Below are 17,987 nucleotides of genomic sequence, written 5' to 3'. Positions count from 1 at the left end.
ATTCTCCCCACTGGGTTCCGCGGCGCCGCCCACCCGGGCGGGCGGCCGGCACCGTGTGTGGTATGCCGGGTCACGCGACCTTCGTGCGGTAGGTGCGCATCGCGAGCGCCCAGGCGACCAGGAGCAGGCCCACGCACCACCCGAGCGCGACCCAGCCGTCGCTCCCGACCGGCTGCCCGGCATACAGGGCCCGGATGGTGTCGACGATCGAGGTGACCGGCTGGTGCTCGGCGAACCACCGCACCGGCCCGGGCATCCCCGCGGTCGGGACGAACGCCGAGCTGAGGAACGGCAGGAAGATCAGCGGGTAGGAGAAGCCGCTGACCCCGTCGACGGTCTTCGCGGTGAGCCCAGGGATGACCGCGAGCCAGGTGAGCGCGAGGGTGAAGAGCACGAGGATTCCGAGGACGGCCAGCCACGCGAGGATGCCTGCCCCTGAACGGAATCCCATGACGAGCGCCACTGCCACGACGAGGACCAACGAGGTCAGGTTCGCGAGGAGCGAGGTGAGGACATGGCTCCAGAGGACGGCCGACCTCGTGATGGGCATCGACTGGAACCGCTCGAAGATGCCGCCCGAGACGTCGGTGAACAGCCGGAAGGCCGTGTAGGCGATGCCCGACGCCACCGTGATGAGCAGGATGCCGGGCAGCAGGTAGTCGACGTAGCTGCCGGAGCCGCCGATGTCGATCGCGCTGCCGAAGACGTAGACGAACAGCAGGAGCATGGCGATCGGGGTCACCGCGGTGGTGACGATGGTGTCGGGGCTGCGCAGGATGTGGCGCAGCGAGCGCTTCGTCAGGACCGTGGTGTCGTGGAGGAAGTCGGTCATCGGGCGTCCTTCGTGGTGAGGTCGTGGGCGGCGTCGTCGGACGCGCGCCCGGCCGTGGCCCGGTCCCTTGCTGGCCGCTGCGGGCCCCGGTCGTGGCCGACGATGGCGAGGAAGACGTCCTCGAGCGAGGGCTGCTTCTCGACGTACTCGACCTCGACCGGCGGCAGCAGGGCCTTGAGCTCGGCGAGGGTGCCGTCGGCGATGATCCGCCCCTCGTGCAGGACCGCGATCCGGTCGGCGAGCTGCTCGGCCTCGTCGAGGTACTGGGTGGTGAGCAGGATCGTCGTGCCGCGGCCCGAGAGCTCGCGGATCGTGGCCCAGACCTCGAGCCGCGACTGGGGGTCGAGCCCCGTCGTCGGCTCGTCGAGGAACAGGACCGCCGGGTCGCCGATGAGGCTCATCGCGATGTCGAGCCGGCGCCGCATACCGCCGGAGTAGGTGGCAGCGCGGCGCCCACCCGCCTCGCTGAGGTCGAAACGGGCGAGCAGCTCGTCGGCCACGCGTCCGGGGTCGCGCTCGCGGCGCAGCTGCGCGACGAGGACGAGGTTCTCGCGCCCGGTGAGGACCTCGTCGATGGCGGCGAACTGACCGGTGAGGCTGATCGACTCGCGGACCTTCGCGGGCTGGGTGGAGACGTCGTGCCCGTGGACCGAGGCGGTGCCGCCGTCGGCCCGCAGCAGGGTCGAGAGGATCCGCACGGCGGTGGTCTTGCCGGCGCCGTTCGAGCCGAGCAGCGCCTGGATCGAGCCGGCCGGGACACTGAGGTCCAGGCCCGTCAGGACCGCCTGGTCGCCGTAGGACTTCGTGAGCCCGACGATCTCGATGGCCGGGCGGGTGCCGTTGCCACGCGCTGGTGCGGGTGCTGGTGTGGTGGTCATGCGGCAAGCGTGCAGGCCTGACGCAGGGTCAAGGTCAAGCCGGAATCGCCGGGGTTTCTCGCACGGCCCTCGCCGGTGCACGTCGGGCCCCTCGGTCACATGGACGACGCCCCGGACGTCAGGAGGGAGAAGGCCCACGGGTGCACGATGTGCACGACAGCGGGCACGCCACCGGGCCACCGTGTCCGCCAGAACCAGGAGGAACCATGTCGTACACCGTCGACTTCGAGACCGTCTCCACCACCGGGCTGGAGACCTCGCCCGTGGCCCAGGCCCTCGCCGGCCTGCGGGCCAACGAGGCCCGCTACTTCCGGAACAAGTACGACCACACGTTCACCGTCGAGCCCGCCGGGGAGGCCGCCGACGTCGTCGACTGGGTCCACGGCATCCTGCTCAAGGAGCGCGACCTGGTCATCGCCGCCCGGCCGCTCGAGGCGACCGAGTTCGAGGTCGACGGCATCCGCTGGGCCTACGTCTTCTACGAGGACGGCCTGGCCGTCAACGTGTTGTACACGCTGGCCGACGAGGGGAAGCGCGCCGTCGGGTTCAAGCTGTCGGACGGCATGGAGGTGCCCGAGGAGCTCGCGAGCCGGTTCAAGTTCGCCCGGCAGAAGTCCAAGCTGGCCGGCACCATCCGTGGGTCCTTCTTCGTCGTCAAGGGCACGTACTGAGGCGGTGACGGGCGCGCTGCGAGCTGGGGAGCGGTCGAGCCGGGCAGCGGTGCGAGCCGGGCAGCGGTGCGAGCCGGGCAGCAGTGCGAGCCGGGCGGCTGTCAGCGGCGGGTGAGAGGCTGTCTGCCTGATGGCAGCAGACGTCCTCGACCGGTTCTCCCCGGCCACCCGCGCGTGGTTCACGGGTTCGTTCAGCGAGCCCACCCGGGCCCAGGCCGGCGCCTGGGACGCGATCAGCTCCGGCCAGCACGCCCTCGTCGTCGCGCCCACCGGCTCGGGCAAGACGCTCTCGGCCTTCCTCTGGGCCCTCGACCGGCTCGCGAGCGAGCCGAAGCCGCAGGAGAAGATCCGGCGCTGCCGCGTCCTCTACGTCTCGCCGATGAAGGCGCTGGCCGTCGACGTCGAGCGCAACCTGCGCTCCCCGCTCGTCGGCATCGGCCACGCCGCCACCCGGCTCGGGCTCACGCCGCCCGACATCACGGTCTCCGTGCGCTCGGGCGACACCCCTGCGAACGAGCGGCGCGCCTTCGCCCGCACGCCCACCGACGTCCTGATCACGACGCCGGAGTCGCTCTTCCTCATCCTCACCTCCCAGGCCCGCGACGCCCTGGCCGGCGTCGAGACGGTCATCCTCGACGAGGTCCACGCTGTCGCCGGCACCAAGCGGGGCGCGCACCTGGCGCTGTCGCTCGAGCGGCTCGACGCCCTGCTCGAGCGCCCCGCGCAGCGGATCGGCCTCTCCGCGACGGTCGAGCCGGTCGAGGAGGTGGCCCGCTACCTCGCCGGTGGCCGCCCGGTCGAGGTTGTCCGTCCGGAGTCCACCAAGGAGTGGGAGCTCGACGTCGTCGTCCCCATCCCCGACATGAGCCAGCTCGGCGAGGTCATCGAGGACGACCTGTCCGGACCGGCGGCCGGGGCGGAGCGCCGGGCCTCGATCTGGCCGCACGTCGAGGAGCGGATCGTCGACCTCGTCTCCTCGCACCGCTCGACCCTGGTCTTCGCCAACTCCCGCCGGCTGGCCGAGCGGCTCACCTCCCGGCTCAACGAGATCTGGGAGGACCGGCTCGAGACCATGGCCGAGCTGCGCGAGAAGGCCGGTGGGAGTGACGCTGCCACCGGCGGTGACCCAGCGACCGGAGCTGGGGCAGCGGCCGGGGGCGACAGCCGCGGCGCGGCGGCCACGCGGCATACCGGCGCCCCGCGCACGCCGGCCCAGCTCATGGCGCAGGCGGGCACGTCCGCCGGGGCTCCCCCGGTGCTCGCCCGAGCCCACCACGGCTCGGTGAGCAAGGAGCACCGCCAGCTCATCGAGGAGGACCTCAAGGCCGGGCGGCTGCCCGCGGTGGTCGCCACCTCGAGCCTCGAGCTCGGCATCGACATGGGGGCGGTCGACCTCGTGGTGCAGGTCGAGTCGCCGCCGTCCGTCGCCTCCGGCCTCCAGCGGGTCGGGCGCGCGGGGCACCAGGTCGGCGCGGTCTCCCGGGGCGTGTTGTTCCCGAAGTTCCGCGGCGACCTGGTGCAGACGGCCGTCGTCGTCGAGCGGATGCGCGCCGGCGCGATCGAGTCGCTGCGCATCCCCGCCAACCCGGTCGACGTCCTGGCCCAGCAGGTCGTGGCGATGTGCGCGCTCGACGAGTGGACCGTCGACGACCTCGAGAAGGTCGTCCGGCGGGCCACGCCGTTCGCCGGCCTGCCGCGGTCGATCCTCGAGTCGGTGCTCGACATGCTGTCGGGGCGCTACCCCAGCGACGAGTTCGCCGAGCTGCGCCCGCGCATCGTCTGGGACCGCGTCACCGGCACCCTCACCGGGCGCCCGGGTGCCCAGCGCCTCGCCGTCACCTCCGGCGGCACCATCCCCGACCGCGGCCTGTATGCCGTGTTCCTCGCGTCCGCCGAGGGCGCCGGCCGGCGGGTCGGCGAGCTCGACGAGGAGATGGTCTACGAGTCGCGGGTCGGCGACGTCTTCACCCTCGGCACCTCCACGTGGCGGATCGAGGACATCACCCACGACCGCGTCCTGGTCACGCCCGCCCCGGGGCTGCCCGGCAAGCTGCCGTTCTGGAAGGGCGACCAGCAGGGCCGTCCCGCCGAGCTGGGCAGGGCCGTCGGCGCGTTCGTCCGCGAGGTGGTGGGGCTCTCACCCGCCAAGGCGCGCGCTCGGGTGGAGAAGGCCGGCCTCGACGAGTGGGCGGCCGACAACCTGCTCGCCTACCTCGCGGAGCAGAGGGAGGCCACCCGCCACGTGCCCGACGACCGCACCATCGTCGTCGAGCGCTTCCGCGACGAGATCGGCGACTGGCGGGTGGCGGTGCACAGCCCGTTCGGCGGCCAGGTGCACGCTCCGTGGGCCCTGTGCGTCTCGGCCCGGATGCGCGAGCGTTTCGGGGTCGACGTCCAGGCGATGCACGGCGACGACGGCATCGTGTTCCGGCTGCCCGACCTCGAGTTCGAGGACGAGCCGGCGGACGGCGGCCCCGGCCGGTCGGGACGGTCCCGCGGCATCGGCGCCGAGCTGCTCGAGCTCGTCACGCTCGACCCGCAGGACGTCCACGACCTCGTGACGGCCGAGATCGGGGGCTCGGCCCTGTTCGCGGCGCGGTTCCGCGAGTGTGCGTCGAGGGCGCTGCTGCTCCCCCGCCGCCGGCCCGACCGCCGGCAGCCGCTGTGGCAGCAGCGGCAGCGGGCGGCCCAGCTGCTCGAGGTGGCCTCACAGTACGCGTCGTTCCCGATCGTCCTGGAGACCGTGCGCGAGTGCGTGCAGGACGTGTTCGACGTGCCCGGGCTGGAGGCCCTCATGCGCTCGGTGGCCTCGCGCGAGGTCACGATGGTCGACGTCGAGTCGCGCCAGCCGTCGCCGTTCGCCCGGTCGCTGATGTTCGGGTACGTCGCCCAGTTCCTCTACGAGGGCGACTCCCCCCTGGCCGAGAAGCGGGCCGCCGCCCTCGCCCTCGACCCCTCCCTGCTCGCCGAGCTGCTCGGCCGCGGTGAGGGGCTGTCGCTGCGTGACCTGCTCGACCCCGAGCAGGTGAGCCGCACCGAGTCCGAGCTCCAGCGACTGGTGCCCGAGCGGGCCTGCCGTGACGCCGAGGACGTCGCCGACCTGCTCCGCGTCCTCGGCCCGCTGCCGTTGGCCGCGATCCAGCAGCGGTCCCGAGAAGGCCTGTCGCACACCGAGATCGGCACGTGGCTGGTCGACCTCGAGGGTGCCCGACGCGTCATCCGGGTCCGGGTCGCCGGCGAGGAGCGCTGGGCCGCCATCGAGGACGCCGGCCGGCTGCGCGACGCCCTCGGCGCCTCGCTCCCCGTCGGCGTGCCGCAGGCCTTCCTCGAGCCCGTGCCCGACCCCCTCGGTGACCTCGTGGCCCGGTACGCCCGCACGCACGGACCCTTCCCCGCCGCCGACGTCGCAGCGTGGTGGGGCATCGGTCCGGCCGTGGCCCTCGACGCCCTGCGCCGGCTGGTGTCGGCCGGCCGGCTGGTCGAGGGAGAGCTGCTGCCGGTCGAGAACGGCGGCGGGCGGCACGGCATGGACTACTGCGACGCCGAGGTGCTGCGGATGCTGCGCCGCCGCTCGCTGGCCGCGCTGCGCGCCGAGGTCGAGCCGGTCGACGCCGTCGAGCTCGCCCGGTTCCTGCCGTCGTGGCAGGGCGTCGGCGGCGGCCTGCGTGGGCGCGAGGGCCTGGTCCGGGCGATCGAGCAGCTCGCCGGGGCGGTCCTGCCCGCCAGCGCGCTCGAGACGCTGGTGCTGCCCGCCCGGGTCGTCGGCTACTCCCCCGCCCTGCTCGACGAGCTGACGTCGAGCGGCGAGGTGCTCTGGCGCGGCCACGGGTCGCTGCCCGGCGACGACGGCTGGGTCTCGCTCCACCTGGCCGACACCGCGCACCTGACCCTCGCGCCCCCCGAGGACCGCGAGCTGACCGACGGCGAGCGAGTCGTCCTCGACGCGCTGTCCGGCGGGGGTGCCTATTTCTTCCGCACCCTGTCCGACGCGGCGGGCAGCACCGACGACCAGCAGCTGCTCACCGACCTGTGGTCGCTCGTCTGGTCCGGCCACGTCACCGGCGACACGCTCGCGCCCGTGCGGGCGCTGCTCAGCGGCGGCCGCACCGCCCACCGCCGCACCACGTCGGCTCCGCGGACCACCCGGTATGCCGGTCGCCGGGGTGCGCTCGGGACCCTGTCGGGCGGTCGGTCGCTGGGTCGGCCCCCTCTGCCGACCCGCGGCGGGCCCCCGACCGGGGCCGGTCGCTGGTCCCTGCTGCCCGAGGTCGAGGCCGACGCCACCGTCCGCGCGTACGCCACGGCGGAGGTGCTGCTCGACCGGTACGGCGTCGTCACCCGGGGATCCGTCGTGGCCGAGGACGTCCCGGGCGGGTTCGCCGGGGTCTACCGCGTGCTCGCCGCCGCGGAGGAGTCCGGCCGCGTGCGCCGGGGCTACTTCGTCGAGACGCTGGGCGCCGCGCAGTTCTCCACCACCGGCGCGGTCGACCGGCTCCGGGCCGGTGCCCGGCAGGCCGGCGACGACCCCGACACCGCGAGCCGGGCCGCTGTCGTGCTCGCCGCGACCGACCCGGCCAACGCGTGGGGCGCCGCGCTGCCCTGGCCTGACCGCGCCGGCCACGGCGGGCCGGACGGCGAGTCCCCGGCCGGGAACTCGGCGGGGGCGACCGGCAGCGGCTCCGGAGCGACGAGCGGCGGGTCCGGCGCGGGTGCCGACGGCAGCGTGGGCGGCAGGCGGGGGCACCAGCCGGGGCGCAAGGCGGGCTCGCTCGTCGTCCTGGTCGACGGCGACCTGGTGCTCTACGTCGAGCGAGGCGGCAAGACCCTGCTGTCCTGGACCGACGACGAGTCCCGGCTCCAAGCGGCGGCCGACGCGCTCGCCCTCGCCGTCCGCGAAGGCGCCCTGGGCCGGCTCACGGTCGAGAAGGCCGACGGCGGTCTGTTGCTCGGCTCCGAGCACCCCCTCGTGCAGGCGCTGGCCAACGCCGGGTTCCACGCGACCCCGCGCGGGCTGCGGCTGCGGCGCTGAGGGGGCCGGCCGTGCCCGAGGGCGACACCGTGTGGCGGACCGCGCACCGGCTGCACCAGGCACTGGCCGGTGAGGTCCTGGTGCTGTGCGACCTGCGCTTCCCCGAGATCGCGACGGTCGACCTCGCCGGGGCCACCACGACCGAGGTGGTCAGCCGCGGCAAGCACGTGCTGCACCGGCTCGACACCGGCGTCACGGTCCACTCGCACCTGCGGATGGAGGGCCAGTGGCGGGTCGAGCACGCCGACGCGGCCTCGCGCTGGCTGCGCCGGGCCGACCTCCGCGCGGCCCTGGGGACGTCCCGGTGGGCGGCGCTCGGCCTGCGGCTCGGGATGCTCGAGGTGGTGCCCACGGCGCGAGAGGGCGACGTGGTCGGGCACCTGGGCCCGGACGTGCTCGGCCCGGACTGGGACCCCGAGCGCGCCGTCGCGAACCTGGCAGCCGACCCGCAACCCATCGGCAGCGCGCTGCTCGACCAGCGCAACCTCGCTGGTGTCGGCACCCTCTGGGCCTCGGAGTCGCTGTTCCTCGAGCGGCTCAACCCCTGGACTGCCGCGTCGGAGGTGCCACGCGACCGCCTGACCTCGCTCGTCGAGCGGATCTTCCGCCTCCTCGACGTGTCCAGGCTGCACGCGGTGCAGTCGAGCACCGGGTCACGGCGCCGTGGGGACGAGCACTTCGTCCACGCCCGCTCCGGCCGTCCGTGCCGCCGCTGCGGTGGCACGGTCAGGGTGGCGATGACCGGCCCCCCGACCCGGGAGCGGACGATGTTCTACTGCCCCACCTGCCAAGAGGGCTTCGGGCCCACGGACGACCGCCGCCCGCAGCGGCCCATGGGCTCCTCGGGCGGCCGGGCGAACCCGTACCGCAGGACCTGACCCGGCCCGGGTCCGGTGGGTCCGCCACCGCGCCGCGCCGGCCGCGCCGGCTCACGGAGCGGGTGGCGCCGGCTCACGAAGCGGGCGGCGCCCCTGCCCTGGCGAGGATGGCCTCGACCACCTCGGACTTGGCGTTTGCGTAGTCCTGCACGTACCGCCACCGGCGGGTGGCCAGCTCGCGCTTGGTCGTGGCATACAGCTGCCGGTCCTGCGGGTGCGTGCGGAGCCGGTCGCGGAACATCCGCATCCGCGCCACCTCGGCGTCGGCCCGCCCCGGTGAGAAGACGTGCACGTTCACGTTGTGCGCGCTGCCGTCCTCCACCCGGCGGTAGAGGACGCGGTGCTCGAGCCAGTCGGGCTCACGGATGCGCAGGGTGTACCCGGCGGCCTCGAGCGCGGGCACGTACGCCGGCTCGTCCGCCGAGTCGGGGACCAGCAGGAGGACGTCGATGACCGGCTTCGCCGGCAGTCCCGGCACCGAGGTCGACCCGACGTGCTCCACGGTCAGGGCGGCAGGGCCCAGAGCAGCACGGATTGCGAGGCGCTCCTGCTCGAAGAGGCCCGGCCAGGCAGGGTCGTGGTCCTCGACGACCACGGCCACGGCATACGGCCGCACCTCCCCGACGATCGCCGCAGGGGGCGGGGGTCCGTCGTCGGCCACCGGGAGCTCCCGGAGCAGCGGGTCAGGCGGCGGAGGCGGAGACGACCTGCGCCGACGGCAGCGGCAGGGCGAGCGGCGCACTGAGCGCCTCGGTCTCCGCGACCCGCTCGGAGACCGAGCTGAGCACCTCGGACAGCGGCAGCCGCAGGGCTCCGCAGATGGAGGCCAGCAGCTCGGAGGAGGCCTCCTTCTCGCCGCGTTCGACCTCGCTGAGGTAACCCAACGACACCGATGCGGCAGCCGACACCTCACGCAGCGTGCGCCCCTGGGACTGGCGCTGCTCACGGAGGACGTCCCCGAGCTCGCGACGGAGCAGGATCATGGGCGCCTCCTTCGGTGGTCGTGCGGTGGTGCTGTGGAGTCCCACGTTACCCCGTGGGCTGCCCGCGGCGCGCGCGGGATTGGCCAATCGGCTCGACACGTCGAGGTCAACGGTCGCGCGGCCCCGCTTCTTCCACGCCGCCTTCCACGGCGTCGGCAGGCGACCCTGCCGACGGTTCGGCAGAGGGTTCCGCAGGGGGTTCGGCGGCCGGCGCGGACGCCCCCGCGGCCGGCGCGGACGAACCCGCGGCCGGTTCGGCCAGCAGCTCGGCGAGCAGCCCCAGCACTCCCGCCACGCTCCCGGTCCGGACGGCGGCCCGGTCACCGGGCAGGTCCAGGCGGCGCACCAGGGTGCGCGTGCCGCTCGCCACCGCCACGTACACCGTCCCGACCGGCTGGCCGTCCTGCGGGTCGGGGCCGGCCACCCCGGTGGTCGCCACGCCGACGTCCACGCCCAGGACGGTGCGGACCCCGCGGGCCATCTGCTCGGCGACCTCGGGCTGGACGGCCCCACCGCGGGCGAGGAGCTCGGCATCGACGCCGAGGACCGCGGCCTTGAGGTCCGTGGCGTACGCGACGACGGCACCGCGGACCGTGGCCGACGCCCCCGGGACGTCCGTCAGCGCCCCGCAGACCAGGCCGCCGGTGAGGGACTCGGCCGTCCCGACCGTCAGGTGCGCAGACCGCAGCGCCGCCACCACCTCGGCGGCGCGCGAGGGTAGGGCGGCGGTCACCGGGTCACCGGCTCGCCCGCTCCTGCCGGGCCGCGGCGCGCCGGGCCCGCTTCAGGGCGGAGCGTTCGCTCGTCTGCCGCATGCGCAGCGCCTTGACGAGGATGTCGACGCCCGTCACCACGGTGACCACGACCGCGAGCCCGATGACGATGCGGGCGGCGAGGACCCAGCCGTCGGCGCCCGGGAACGAGGACAGGGGCAGGGTCAAGAGCAGCAGCCCGAAGAACTGCAGGGTCGTCTTGACCTTGCCGCCGCGGCCGGCCGGCATCACGCCGTGACGGATCACCCAGAACCTCAGCACCGTGACGCCCCACTCCCGCACGAGCACGAGCACCGTGATCCACCACGGCAGCTCGCCCAACACGGACAGGCCGACGAACGCCATGCCCATGAGGGTCTTGTCCGCGATCGGGTCGGCGATCTTGCCGAAGTTGGTGATGAGGCCGCGCCGGCGGGCCAGGTCGCCGTCCACCCGGTCGGTCGCGGTGGCGACGACGAACACCGCCGTCGCCCACCAGCGCAGGGTGGTGTCGTCACCGCCGTGGGCGAGCAGCAGCCAGCCGTAGACGGGGACGAGCAGGATGCGGGCGACGGTGAGCGCGTTGGGCAGGTTCCACGAGCTCGGTGCCGGTGAGGCGACCGGGGTGGCTGCCGGGTCGGGAGCCGGGTGCGACTCGCTCAGCACGGCTCGGCCACGAGGTCGATGCCCTGCGTCCCGACCACGACGGCACGGACGACCGACCCCACCCGGGCGCCCGGCAGGAGGGCCGGGTCGACCAGGGTGACGCCGTCGACGTCCGGTCCCTGGTGCGCCGCGCGCCCGACGACGTACGCGTCGTCCTCGCTGTCCTCGTCGTACGCCGCGCCGGCCTCGTCCTCGCCGGTCCCGGCCGCCGGCACCGACTCCACGAGCACCTCGACGACCTCGCCGACCCGCTCCTCGGCGCGCTGGGCGGTGAGCTCCTCGATGAGCGCGGTGAACCGAGCGACGCGGGTCGCCACCTCGTCCTCCGGCACCTTCGCGGCATACCCCTCCGCCTCGGTGCCGTCCTCGTCGGAGTAGCCGAACACGCCCACGACGTCGAGCCGGGCGGCGACGAGGAAGGCCTCGAGCTCGTCGAGGTCGGCCTCCGTCTCGCCGGGGAAGCCGACGATGACGTTGCTGCGGATCCCGGCCTCGGGGGCCAGCGCCCGCACCTGCTCCACGAGCCCGAGGAACGCCTCACGGCCGCCGAACCGGCGCATCGAGCGCAGCAGCGGCGCCGAGGCGTGCTGGAAGGAGATGTCGAAGTAGGGGACGACCCCGGGCACGGACGTCATCGCCTCGAGCAGGCCCGGGCGGATCTCGGCGGGCTGCAGGTAGGACACGCGCACCCGCTCGATCCCCGGGACGGCCGTCAGCTCGGGCAGGAGCTTCTCCAGCAGGCCGAGGTCGCCGAGGTCCTTGCCGTAGGACGTGGAGTTCTCCGAGACGAGGAACAGCTCGCGCACACCGCGCTCCCCCAGCCAGCGGGCCTCGGCGATGATGTCGTGCGGACGGCGCGAGACGAACGCGCCGCGGAACATCGGGATGGCGCAGAACGCACACCGGCGGTCGCACCCGCTCGCGATCTTCAGCGGCGCCCACGGCCGGCCGTCGAGCCGGGCCCGGATCACCCTCGGACCGGACGCCGGGGCCAGGCCGTCGGGCAGGTCAGCCACGTCCGCCGCGCCGGGCGCGGCACCGGCGGCACCGGCACCGGCCTGCTCCGGTGACGTCGGGTCACCGGTCGTGCCGTGGCCGGGCAGCGCCACGCCGGCGGCGCCACCCTGGCGCTGCACCGGCGACAGCGGCAGCAGCCGGCGCCGGTCGGACGGCGTGTGGGAGGCGGGGGCGTGCCCGTCCAGCACCGCCCGCAGGTGGGTGGACATGTCGGCGTAGGAGTCGAAGCCGAGCACGGCGTCGGCCTCGGGGAGCTCGTCGGCGAGCTGCTGGCCGTACCGCTCGGCGAGGCACCCGACCGCCACCACGGCCTGGGTGCGCCCCTGCCCCTTGCGCGAGGACGCCTCGAGCAGCACGTCGATGGAGTCCTTCTTGGCCTGCTCGACGAACCCGCACGTGTTGACCACGGCGACGTCCGCGTCGTCCGCGTCGTCGACGAGGAGCCACCCCTCGGCGGCGAGGCGGCCGGCCAGCTCCTCGGAGTCGACCTCGTTGCGGGTGCACCCCAGGGTGACCAGGGCGACGCTGCGCTGTGCGGTCGTACTCATGCCGCCCACTCTAGGGGCGGCCCAGCCGTGCGAAGGCATCGGTAGCGTGGCCGTTATGACCTCCACCGCAGACCGCGTCGCCGCCCTGCTCGCCCGCCGGCCCGTCCTCGACGGGCACAACGACCTGCTGTGGGAGGCCAGGCAGCAGGTCGGCTACGACTTCGACCGGCTCGACGTCGGCGCCGGCGGGACCCCCACCCACACCGACCTCCCCCGGCTGCGCCGGGGCGGTGTGGGGGCGCAGTTCTGGTCGGTCTTCGTCCCGGCGAGCCTCGCCGGTGACGACGCGGTCAGCGCGACCCTCGAGCAGGTCGACGCCGGCCACCAGCTCGTGGCGAGGTATGCCGACGAGCTCGCGTTCGCGCGCACCGCCGCCGACGTGCGCGCGGCCTGGGACTCGGGGCGGATCGCCTCCCTGCTCGGGGCGGAAGGCGGCCACTCGATCAACAACTCCCTCGCGACCCTGCGGATGCTGCGGGTGCTGGGCGTCGGGTACCTGACGCTCACCCACAACAGCAACGTCGACTGGGCGGACTCGGCCACGGACGAACCGGTCCACGGCGGCCTGAGCGCGTTCGGCGTCGAGGTGGTGCGTGAGATGAACCGCATCGGCATGCTCGTCGACCTCTCCCACGTCTCGGCCGACACCATGCGCGACGCGTTGCGGGTGGCCGAGGTGCCGGCGATCTTCAGCCACTCCTCCGCCAGGGCGGTCTGCGACAGCCCGCGCAATGCCCCGGACGACGTCCTCGAGGCGCTGCGCGACAACGGCGGCGTCTGCATGGTCACCTTCGTCCCCACCTTCGTGAACCCGTTCGCGGCCGCCTGGCGCCAGGAGCTCAACGCCGTCGCCGCCGAGCAGGGGGTCACGCCCGCTGACGCCGACGGCTACACGGCCTTCTACGACGCGTACAAGGCGGAGCACCCGACGCCGAAGGCCACGCTCGCGGACGTCGTCGCCCACGTCGAGCACGTCCGCGAGGTCGCGGGCGTCGACCACGTGGGGCTCGGCGGCGACTACGACGGGGTGGCCGAGCTGCCCGAGGGCCTCGAGGACGTGACCGGCTACCCGCGGCTGCTCGAGGCGCTCGCCGACCGTGGCTGGTCCGACGAGGACCTGGGCAAGCTCACCAGCGGAAACATCCTGCGGGTGATGGAGCAGGCCGAGGAGGGGGCGCGGGCGCTGCAGGAGCAGCGCGGCCCCAGCCTCGCCACCATCGCCGAGCTCGACGGGGCGGCGGTCAGGTCCTCCGGCGCATGACCGTCAGGCCGACGACCCGGGCGATGAGCAGCGCGACGTACATGACGCCGGCCACCTGCTCGAGGATCACGACGGCCCGGGCGTGCGGCAGCACTGCGACGACGTCCGACAGCCCCACACTCGTCAGGTTGGCGAACGACAGGTAGAGCAGCTCCAGGAACGTCCGGGTGCCCTCGCCCTGGTAGGCGACGAACGACCCCGGGGACAGGACCTGCAGGGCCATGTACACGTACGCGAACATCCACGACACGACCGTGAAGTTCGCGCCCACCGCGAAGATCTCGTCCCGCGTCACCCAGGAGTCGTCGAACAGGTACCGGATCAGGCCGTAGGCGGTGTAGGCGTAGAACGCGGCGTGCAGCAGGGCGGACCACAGCCGCACCGCGTCGTTGTCCGGGGCGAAGCCCTCGGCGACGGTGAGGGCGACGACGGGGGCGCCGATCACCACCGCGACCCAGGTGAGCGCCGGGGTGGCGCGCACGGCATACAGGGCCACCAGCATGACGAGCACCCCGAAGACGCCGATGGCCGTGCGGCCACCCGGGTTGTCCCCGAAGAAGGGGTAGGCGAGCACCGCCACCAGCTGGGCTGCGAGCAGCACCCCGCTCGGGTGGCCCTTGACCGTCTCGACCCACGCGCGCATGGGGCCCACCCTAGGCACTGCGCTCGCGCGCCGCGTGGAGCGGTCAGGCGCCGGGGTCGACGAGCCGGTAGCCCTGGCCCGGCTCGGTGAGCAGGTACCGGGGGGCCGCCGGGTCTGGCTCGAGCTTGCGGCGCAGCTGGTTGGCGTAGACGCGCAGGTAGTTGGACTCGCGGCCGTAGCCCGGCCCCCACACCTCGCGCAGCAGGTCGCGCTGCGGCACCAGGTGGCCGGCGTGCCGCGCGAGGACCTCGAGCAGGCTCCACTCGGTGGGCGTCAGCCGCACCGGGGCGCCGCCCGCGACGGCGCGGCGCTCGGCGAAGTCGAGCTCGAAGTGGGACGTGCGGAACGCCGGCAGGGTCGACGGAGCCCCGCCCTCGGTCCGGCGCAGGGCGACCCTGATGCGCGCGAGCAGCTCGTCCATGGCGAACGGCTTGGTGACGTAGTCGTCGGCACCGAGGTCGAGCGCCTCCACCTTGTCGACCGAGTCGGTCCGGGCCGAGAGCACGATGACGGGCACGTCGAACGCCTCGCGGATGCGCCGCAGCACCTCCACGCCGTCGAGGTCGGGCAGCCCGAGGTCGAGGATGACGACGTCGACCGCGTCCTCGTGCAGCGCCTGCAGGGCGCTGCGGCCGTCGCCGGCGGTCACGACGGCGTGGTCGCGGGCGCGCAGGTTGATCGCCAGGGTGCGCAGCAGGTGCGGCTCGTCGTCGACCACGAGGACCCGGCTCACGCCTCCATCCTGTCAGGGCGCGGCCGTGCCGGGACGCCCTCGTCGCGGGACCGCGGCAGCTCCACGACGACGGTGAGGCCGCCCCCCGGGGTGTCCTCGGCGCCGATCATCCCGCCCATCGCCTCCACCAGCCCGCGCGCGACCGCGAGCCCGAGCCCGACCCCGGTCCCCCGCGGCGCGTCGCCGTACCGCTGGAACGGCGCGAAGATCGACTCCTTGGCCCCCTCGGGCACGCCGACCCCCCGGTCGACGACCCGCAGCAGCACCCGGTCCGCGGTCGCGGACAGGGCGACGACGACCTCGCCGCCGGAGTGGCGCAGGGCGTTCTCCAGCACGTTGGCGAGCACGCGGTCGAGCAGGCCGGGGTCGGCGAGGGCGGCAGGCATCCCCGGGTCCGCCGTGACCCGGATCCGCTGACCCTCCGGCAGGCCCGCGGCTGCCGTGGCGACCGCGGCGTCGAGCAGCACCGGACCGTGGCGTGGGACCACCGCCCCGCTCTGCAGGCGCGACAGGTCGAGCAGGTTCGTGACGAGCCCGGTCAGCCGGTCGGTCGACTCCTCGATCGTCTCGAGCAGGTCGGCCCGGTCGTCCTCGCCGAACACGACGTCCGGCTGGCGCAGGCTCGAGGCGGCCGCCTTGATGCTGGCGAGCGGGGTCCGCAGGTCGTGCGACACAGCCGCGAGCAGGGCGGTCCGCGTGCGGTTGTCCTTCGCCAGCGCCCGCCCCTCGTCGGCCAGCCGGACCAGCTCCTCGCGCCGCAGGATCGTGCCCGCCCGCTCGGCGAAGGCCGACACCAGGCGCCGGTCCTGCGACGACACCACGCGCCCGACGAGCACGAGCGACGTCGTGTCGTCCACGGGTGCCCGCACGGACGCGTCCCGGACCGCCTCGACCTCGAAGCCGCTGGTCGACGCGAGCACCTGCCACGGGTCGCGCACCGTCGGGCGGCGCACCACCGCGGCGGAGTCGACCCCGAAGAACTCCACGACCTGCCGCAGCACGGCGGGCAGCTGGTCGCGCTCCCCCAGGAGGGACTCGGCGGATGCCGCGAGCGCCGCCGCCTCCCGCTGCGCCTCTCGCGCGGCGGCGGCCCGGCGCTCGCTGACGTGGACCACCGAGGACACCGCCACGGCGACGAGCAGGAACACCGCGAGGGCGACCAGGTTCTGGGGGTCCGAGATCGTCAGCGTGTGCAGGGGCGGGGTGAAGAACCAGTTGATGGCGGCGCTGCCCAGGACGGCGGCGGCCAGCGCCGGCCAGACCCCTCCCACCAGGGCCGTGAGGACGGTGAGGAGGAGGAAGAGCAGCACCTCGAGCGGCAGGTCGTACCAGCCCGGGGTGAGGTGCAGGATCCCGGTCAGCCCCGCCGTCCCCGCCACCGCGAGCGTCCAGCCGAGGGCGGTGCGGCGACGCCCCAGCTCGGGGCCGAAGCGCCAGGGGGCCCGGACCGAGCGGGTGAGCTCGTGGGTGACGAGGTGGACGTCGATGTCCCCGGAGCGCTCGACCACCTCCTGGCCCACCCCCGGCGACAGCACCTCCTGCCAGCGTCTGCGGCGGGAGGCGCCGATGACGATCTGCCGGGCGTTGACCCCGCGCGCGAAGTCCAGCAGGGCGGTCGCGATGTCGTCGCCCTTGACGGTGTGGAACGTGCCACCGAGCTCGACCGTCAGCCGCCGCAGCTCCTCGAGCTGCTCGAGCCTGGCGTCGACGAGGCCGTCGGGCGGGGTGACGTAGACGGCGAGCAGCTCGCCCCCGGCACCGCGAGAGGCGATCTGGGCGGCGCGCCGCAGGAGCGTCCGGCCCTCCGCGTCCCCGGTGAGCGCCACCACCACCCGCTCGCGCGTCGGCCAGGAGTCGGTGATGCCGCGGTCGGTGCGGTACCGGTCGAGCCCCTCCTCGACCCGGTCGGCGAGCCACAGCAGCGACAGCTCGCGCAGGGCCGTGAGGTTGCCCTCGCGGAAGTAGTTGGCCAGCGCCGCGTCGACCCGTTCGGCGGCGTACACGTTGCCGTGCGCGAGCCGCCGGCGCAGGGCCTGCGGCGACATGTCGACGAGCTCGATCTGGTCGGCCCGGCGCACCACGTCGTCGGGGACGGTCTCCTGCTGGCGCACCCCCGTGATCGACTCGACGACGTCGTTGAGCGACTCCAGGTGCTGGATGTTGACCGTGGAGATGACGTCGATCCCGGCCGCGACGATCTCCTCGACGTCCTCCCAGCGCTTGGCGTGCGGGCTCCCCGGCACGTTGGTGTGTGCGAGCTCGTCGACGAGCACGACCTGCGGCCGCCGGGCGAGGACGGCGCCGACGTCGAGCTCGCTGAGCACAGCACCGCGGTGCTCGACCGTGCGTCGCGGGACCTGCTCGAGCCCCTCCAGCAGCGCCGCGGTGTACGCCCGGCCGTGGCTCTCGCAGATGCCGATGACGACGTCGGTGCCGCGCCCGCGCCGCCGGTGTCCCTCGGAGAGCATGGCGACGGTCTTCCCGACGCCCGGTGCGGCGCCGAGGTAGACCCGCAGCACTCCCCTGCTCACCTGCTGATTCTCTCCAATGCGAGGTTCAGCTCGAGCACGTTGACCCGCGGCTCGCCGAGGAAGCCCAGCGTGCGGCCCTGCGTCTGCTGCTCGACCAGCTGCGCGACCGTGGCGTCGGGGAGCCCTCGCGCGGCGGCGACGCGGTGCACCTGCGCCGACGCGTTGGCCGGGGAGATGTGCGGGTCCAGCCCGCTGGCCGAGGCGGTGAGGGCGTCGGCAGGGGCGAGCGCGCCGTAGGCCGCGCGGTACGACGCTGCGCGGTCACGCACCGCCTTCACCTGCTGGGCCGAGGAGGCGGCGAGGTTCGAGCCGCCGCTGGTGCCACCGGCATACGCACTGGTCGAGGGACGGCCGGTGAACCAGCGGTCGCCTCGGAAGTCCTGCCCCAGCAGGCTGGAGCCGACGACGACCCCGTCGCGCCGGATTAGCGAGCCGTCCGCCTGGCCGGAGAGGCCGATCCTGCCGACGGCCCACACGGCGGCCGGGTAGAGGACCCCGAGCAGGACGGTGAGGACGAGCAGCATCCGGGCGGACGCGAGCAGCTGGCGAGTGGTCGAGGACATGG

General features: G+C 74.3%; 15 protein-coding genes. 4 read left to right on the top strand and 11 right to left on the bottom strand.

The window, feature by feature from the left end; genetic code table 11:
• Positions 1-70: 70 nt before the first annotated feature.
• Positions 71-832: an ABC transporter permease gene (locus ACYVDO_RS16465; protein ID WP_460937872.1), complete on the bottom strand. Its 762-nt coding sequence runs from the start codon at positions 830-832 to the stop codon at positions 71-73.
• Positions 829-1,710: an ABC transporter ATP-binding protein gene (locus tag ACYVDO_RS16460; protein ID WP_460937870.1), complete on the bottom strand. Its 882-nt coding sequence runs from the start codon at positions 1,708-1,710 to the stop codon at positions 829-831. The genes ACYVDO_RS16465 and ACYVDO_RS16460 overlap by 4 nt, the downstream gene beginning before the upstream one ends.
• 206 nt (positions 1,711-1,916) lie before the next feature.
• Here ACYVDO_RS16460 and ACYVDO_RS16455 point away from each other — a divergent pair, with 206 nt between their 5' ends.
• The 3 genes from ACYVDO_RS16455 (at position 1,917) to ACYVDO_RS16445 (ending at position 8,288) form a co-directional block, all read left to right on the top strand.
• Complete coding sequence (locus tag ACYVDO_RS16455) at positions 1,917-2,381, top strand: phage tail protein (RefSeq protein ID WP_460937868.1); 465 nt, start codon at positions 1,917-1,919, stop codon at positions 2,379-2,381.
• 130 nt (positions 2,382-2,511) lie between these two features.
• Positions 2,512-7,410, top strand: a complete 4,899-nt coding sequence (locus tag ACYVDO_RS16450) for an ATP-dependent helicase (protein WP_460937866.1) — start codon at positions 2,512-2,514, stop codon at positions 7,408-7,410.
• An 11-nt stretch (positions 7,411-7,421) separates the two neighbouring features.
• Positions 7,422-8,288, top strand: coding sequence for a DNA-formamidopyrimidine glycosylase family protein (locus tag ACYVDO_RS16445; protein ID WP_460937864.1), 867 nt, complete (start codon positions 7,422-7,424; stop codon positions 8,286-8,288).
• Positions 8,289-8,361: 73 nt separating this feature from the next.
• On the opposite strand, the gene ACYVDO_RS16440 is transcribed toward ACYVDO_RS16445, so the two are convergent.
• The 5 genes from ACYVDO_RS16440 to ACYVDO_RS16420 all read right to left on the bottom strand — a co-directional run bounded on the left by ACYVDO_RS16440 (position 8,362) and on the right by ACYVDO_RS16420 (position 12,254).
• Positions 8,362-8,949, bottom strand: coding sequence for a GrpB family protein (locus ACYVDO_RS16440; protein ID WP_460937862.1), 588 nt, complete (start codon positions 8,947-8,949; stop codon positions 8,362-8,364).
• Positions 8,950-8,971: 22 nt separating this feature from the next.
• The gene (locus ACYVDO_RS16435) at positions 8,972-9,271 is read right to left on the bottom strand and encodes a helix-turn-helix domain-containing protein (RefSeq protein WP_460937860.1); all 300 of its coding nucleotides are present in this window, start codon (positions 9,269-9,271) and stop codon (positions 8,972-8,974) included.
• A 106-nt stretch (positions 9,272-9,377) separates the two neighbouring features.
• Positions 9,378-10,004 carry a CinA family protein gene (locus ACYVDO_RS16430; RefSeq protein WP_460937858.1) on the bottom strand — a complete coding sequence of 209 codons (627 nt, stop codon included), beginning with the start codon at positions 10,002-10,004 and terminating at the stop codon, positions 9,378-9,380.
• A gap of 4 nt (positions 10,005-10,008) precedes the next feature.
• Positions 10,009-10,686 (bottom strand): CDP-diacylglycerol--glycerol-3-phosphate 3-phosphatidyltransferase, encoded by a 678-nt coding sequence (gene pgsA, locus ACYVDO_RS16425; protein WP_460937979.1) that lies wholly within the window; start codon positions 10,684-10,686, stop codon positions 10,009-10,011.
• On the bottom strand, positions 10,683-12,254 hold the full coding sequence (locus tag ACYVDO_RS16420) for a radical SAM protein (RefSeq protein ID WP_460937856.1): 1,572 nt from the start codon (positions 12,252-12,254) through the stop codon (positions 10,683-10,685). The genes pgsA and ACYVDO_RS16420 overlap by 4 nt, the downstream gene beginning before the upstream one ends.
• A 55-nt stretch (positions 12,255-12,309) precedes the next feature.
• Between ACYVDO_RS16420 and ACYVDO_RS16415 the strand changes: the two genes are divergently transcribed.
• Entirely contained in the window at positions 12,310-13,515 is a 1,206-nt protein-coding gene (locus ACYVDO_RS16415) for a dipeptidase (protein ID WP_460937854.1), read from the top strand.
• On the opposite strand, the gene ACYVDO_RS16410 is transcribed toward ACYVDO_RS16415, so the two are convergent.
• From ACYVDO_RS16410 to kdpC, 4 genes are read right to left on the bottom strand one after another with little or no spacing between them, the layout of a single operon-like run.
• Positions 13,496-14,158 (bottom strand): ion channel, encoded by a 663-nt coding sequence (locus ACYVDO_RS16410; protein WP_460937852.1) that lies wholly within the window; start codon positions 14,156-14,158, stop codon positions 13,496-13,498. The two genes, ACYVDO_RS16415 and ACYVDO_RS16410, sit on opposite strands and share 20 nt — an antisense overlap.
• A gap of 43 nt (positions 14,159-14,201) precedes the next feature.
• The gene (locus tag ACYVDO_RS16405; protein WP_460937850.1) at positions 14,202-14,891 is read right to left on the bottom strand and encodes a response regulator transcription factor; all 690 of its coding nucleotides are present in this window, start codon (positions 14,889-14,891) and stop codon (positions 14,202-14,204) included.
• Positions 14,888-17,422, bottom strand: a complete 2,535-nt coding sequence (locus ACYVDO_RS16400) for a DUF4118 domain-containing protein (RefSeq protein ID WP_460937848.1) — start codon at positions 17,420-17,422, stop codon at positions 14,888-14,890. Before ACYVDO_RS16400 ends, ACYVDO_RS16405 begins: the two co-directional genes overlap by 4 nt.
• Positions 17,419-17,985 carry a potassium-transporting ATPase subunit KdpC gene (gene kdpC / locus ACYVDO_RS16395; protein WP_460937846.1) on the bottom strand — a complete coding sequence of 189 codons (567 nt, stop codon included), beginning with the start codon at positions 17,983-17,985 and terminating at the stop codon, positions 17,419-17,421. Before kdpC ends, ACYVDO_RS16400 begins: the two co-directional genes overlap by 4 nt.
• Positions 17,986-17,987: the final 2 nt, after the last annotated feature.

Source organism: Phycicoccus ginsengisoli, assembly GCF_054779295.1.
The sequence above is the reverse complement of the archived record's forward strand: the minus strand, read 5'-3'. Positions and strand labels throughout refer to the sequence as shown.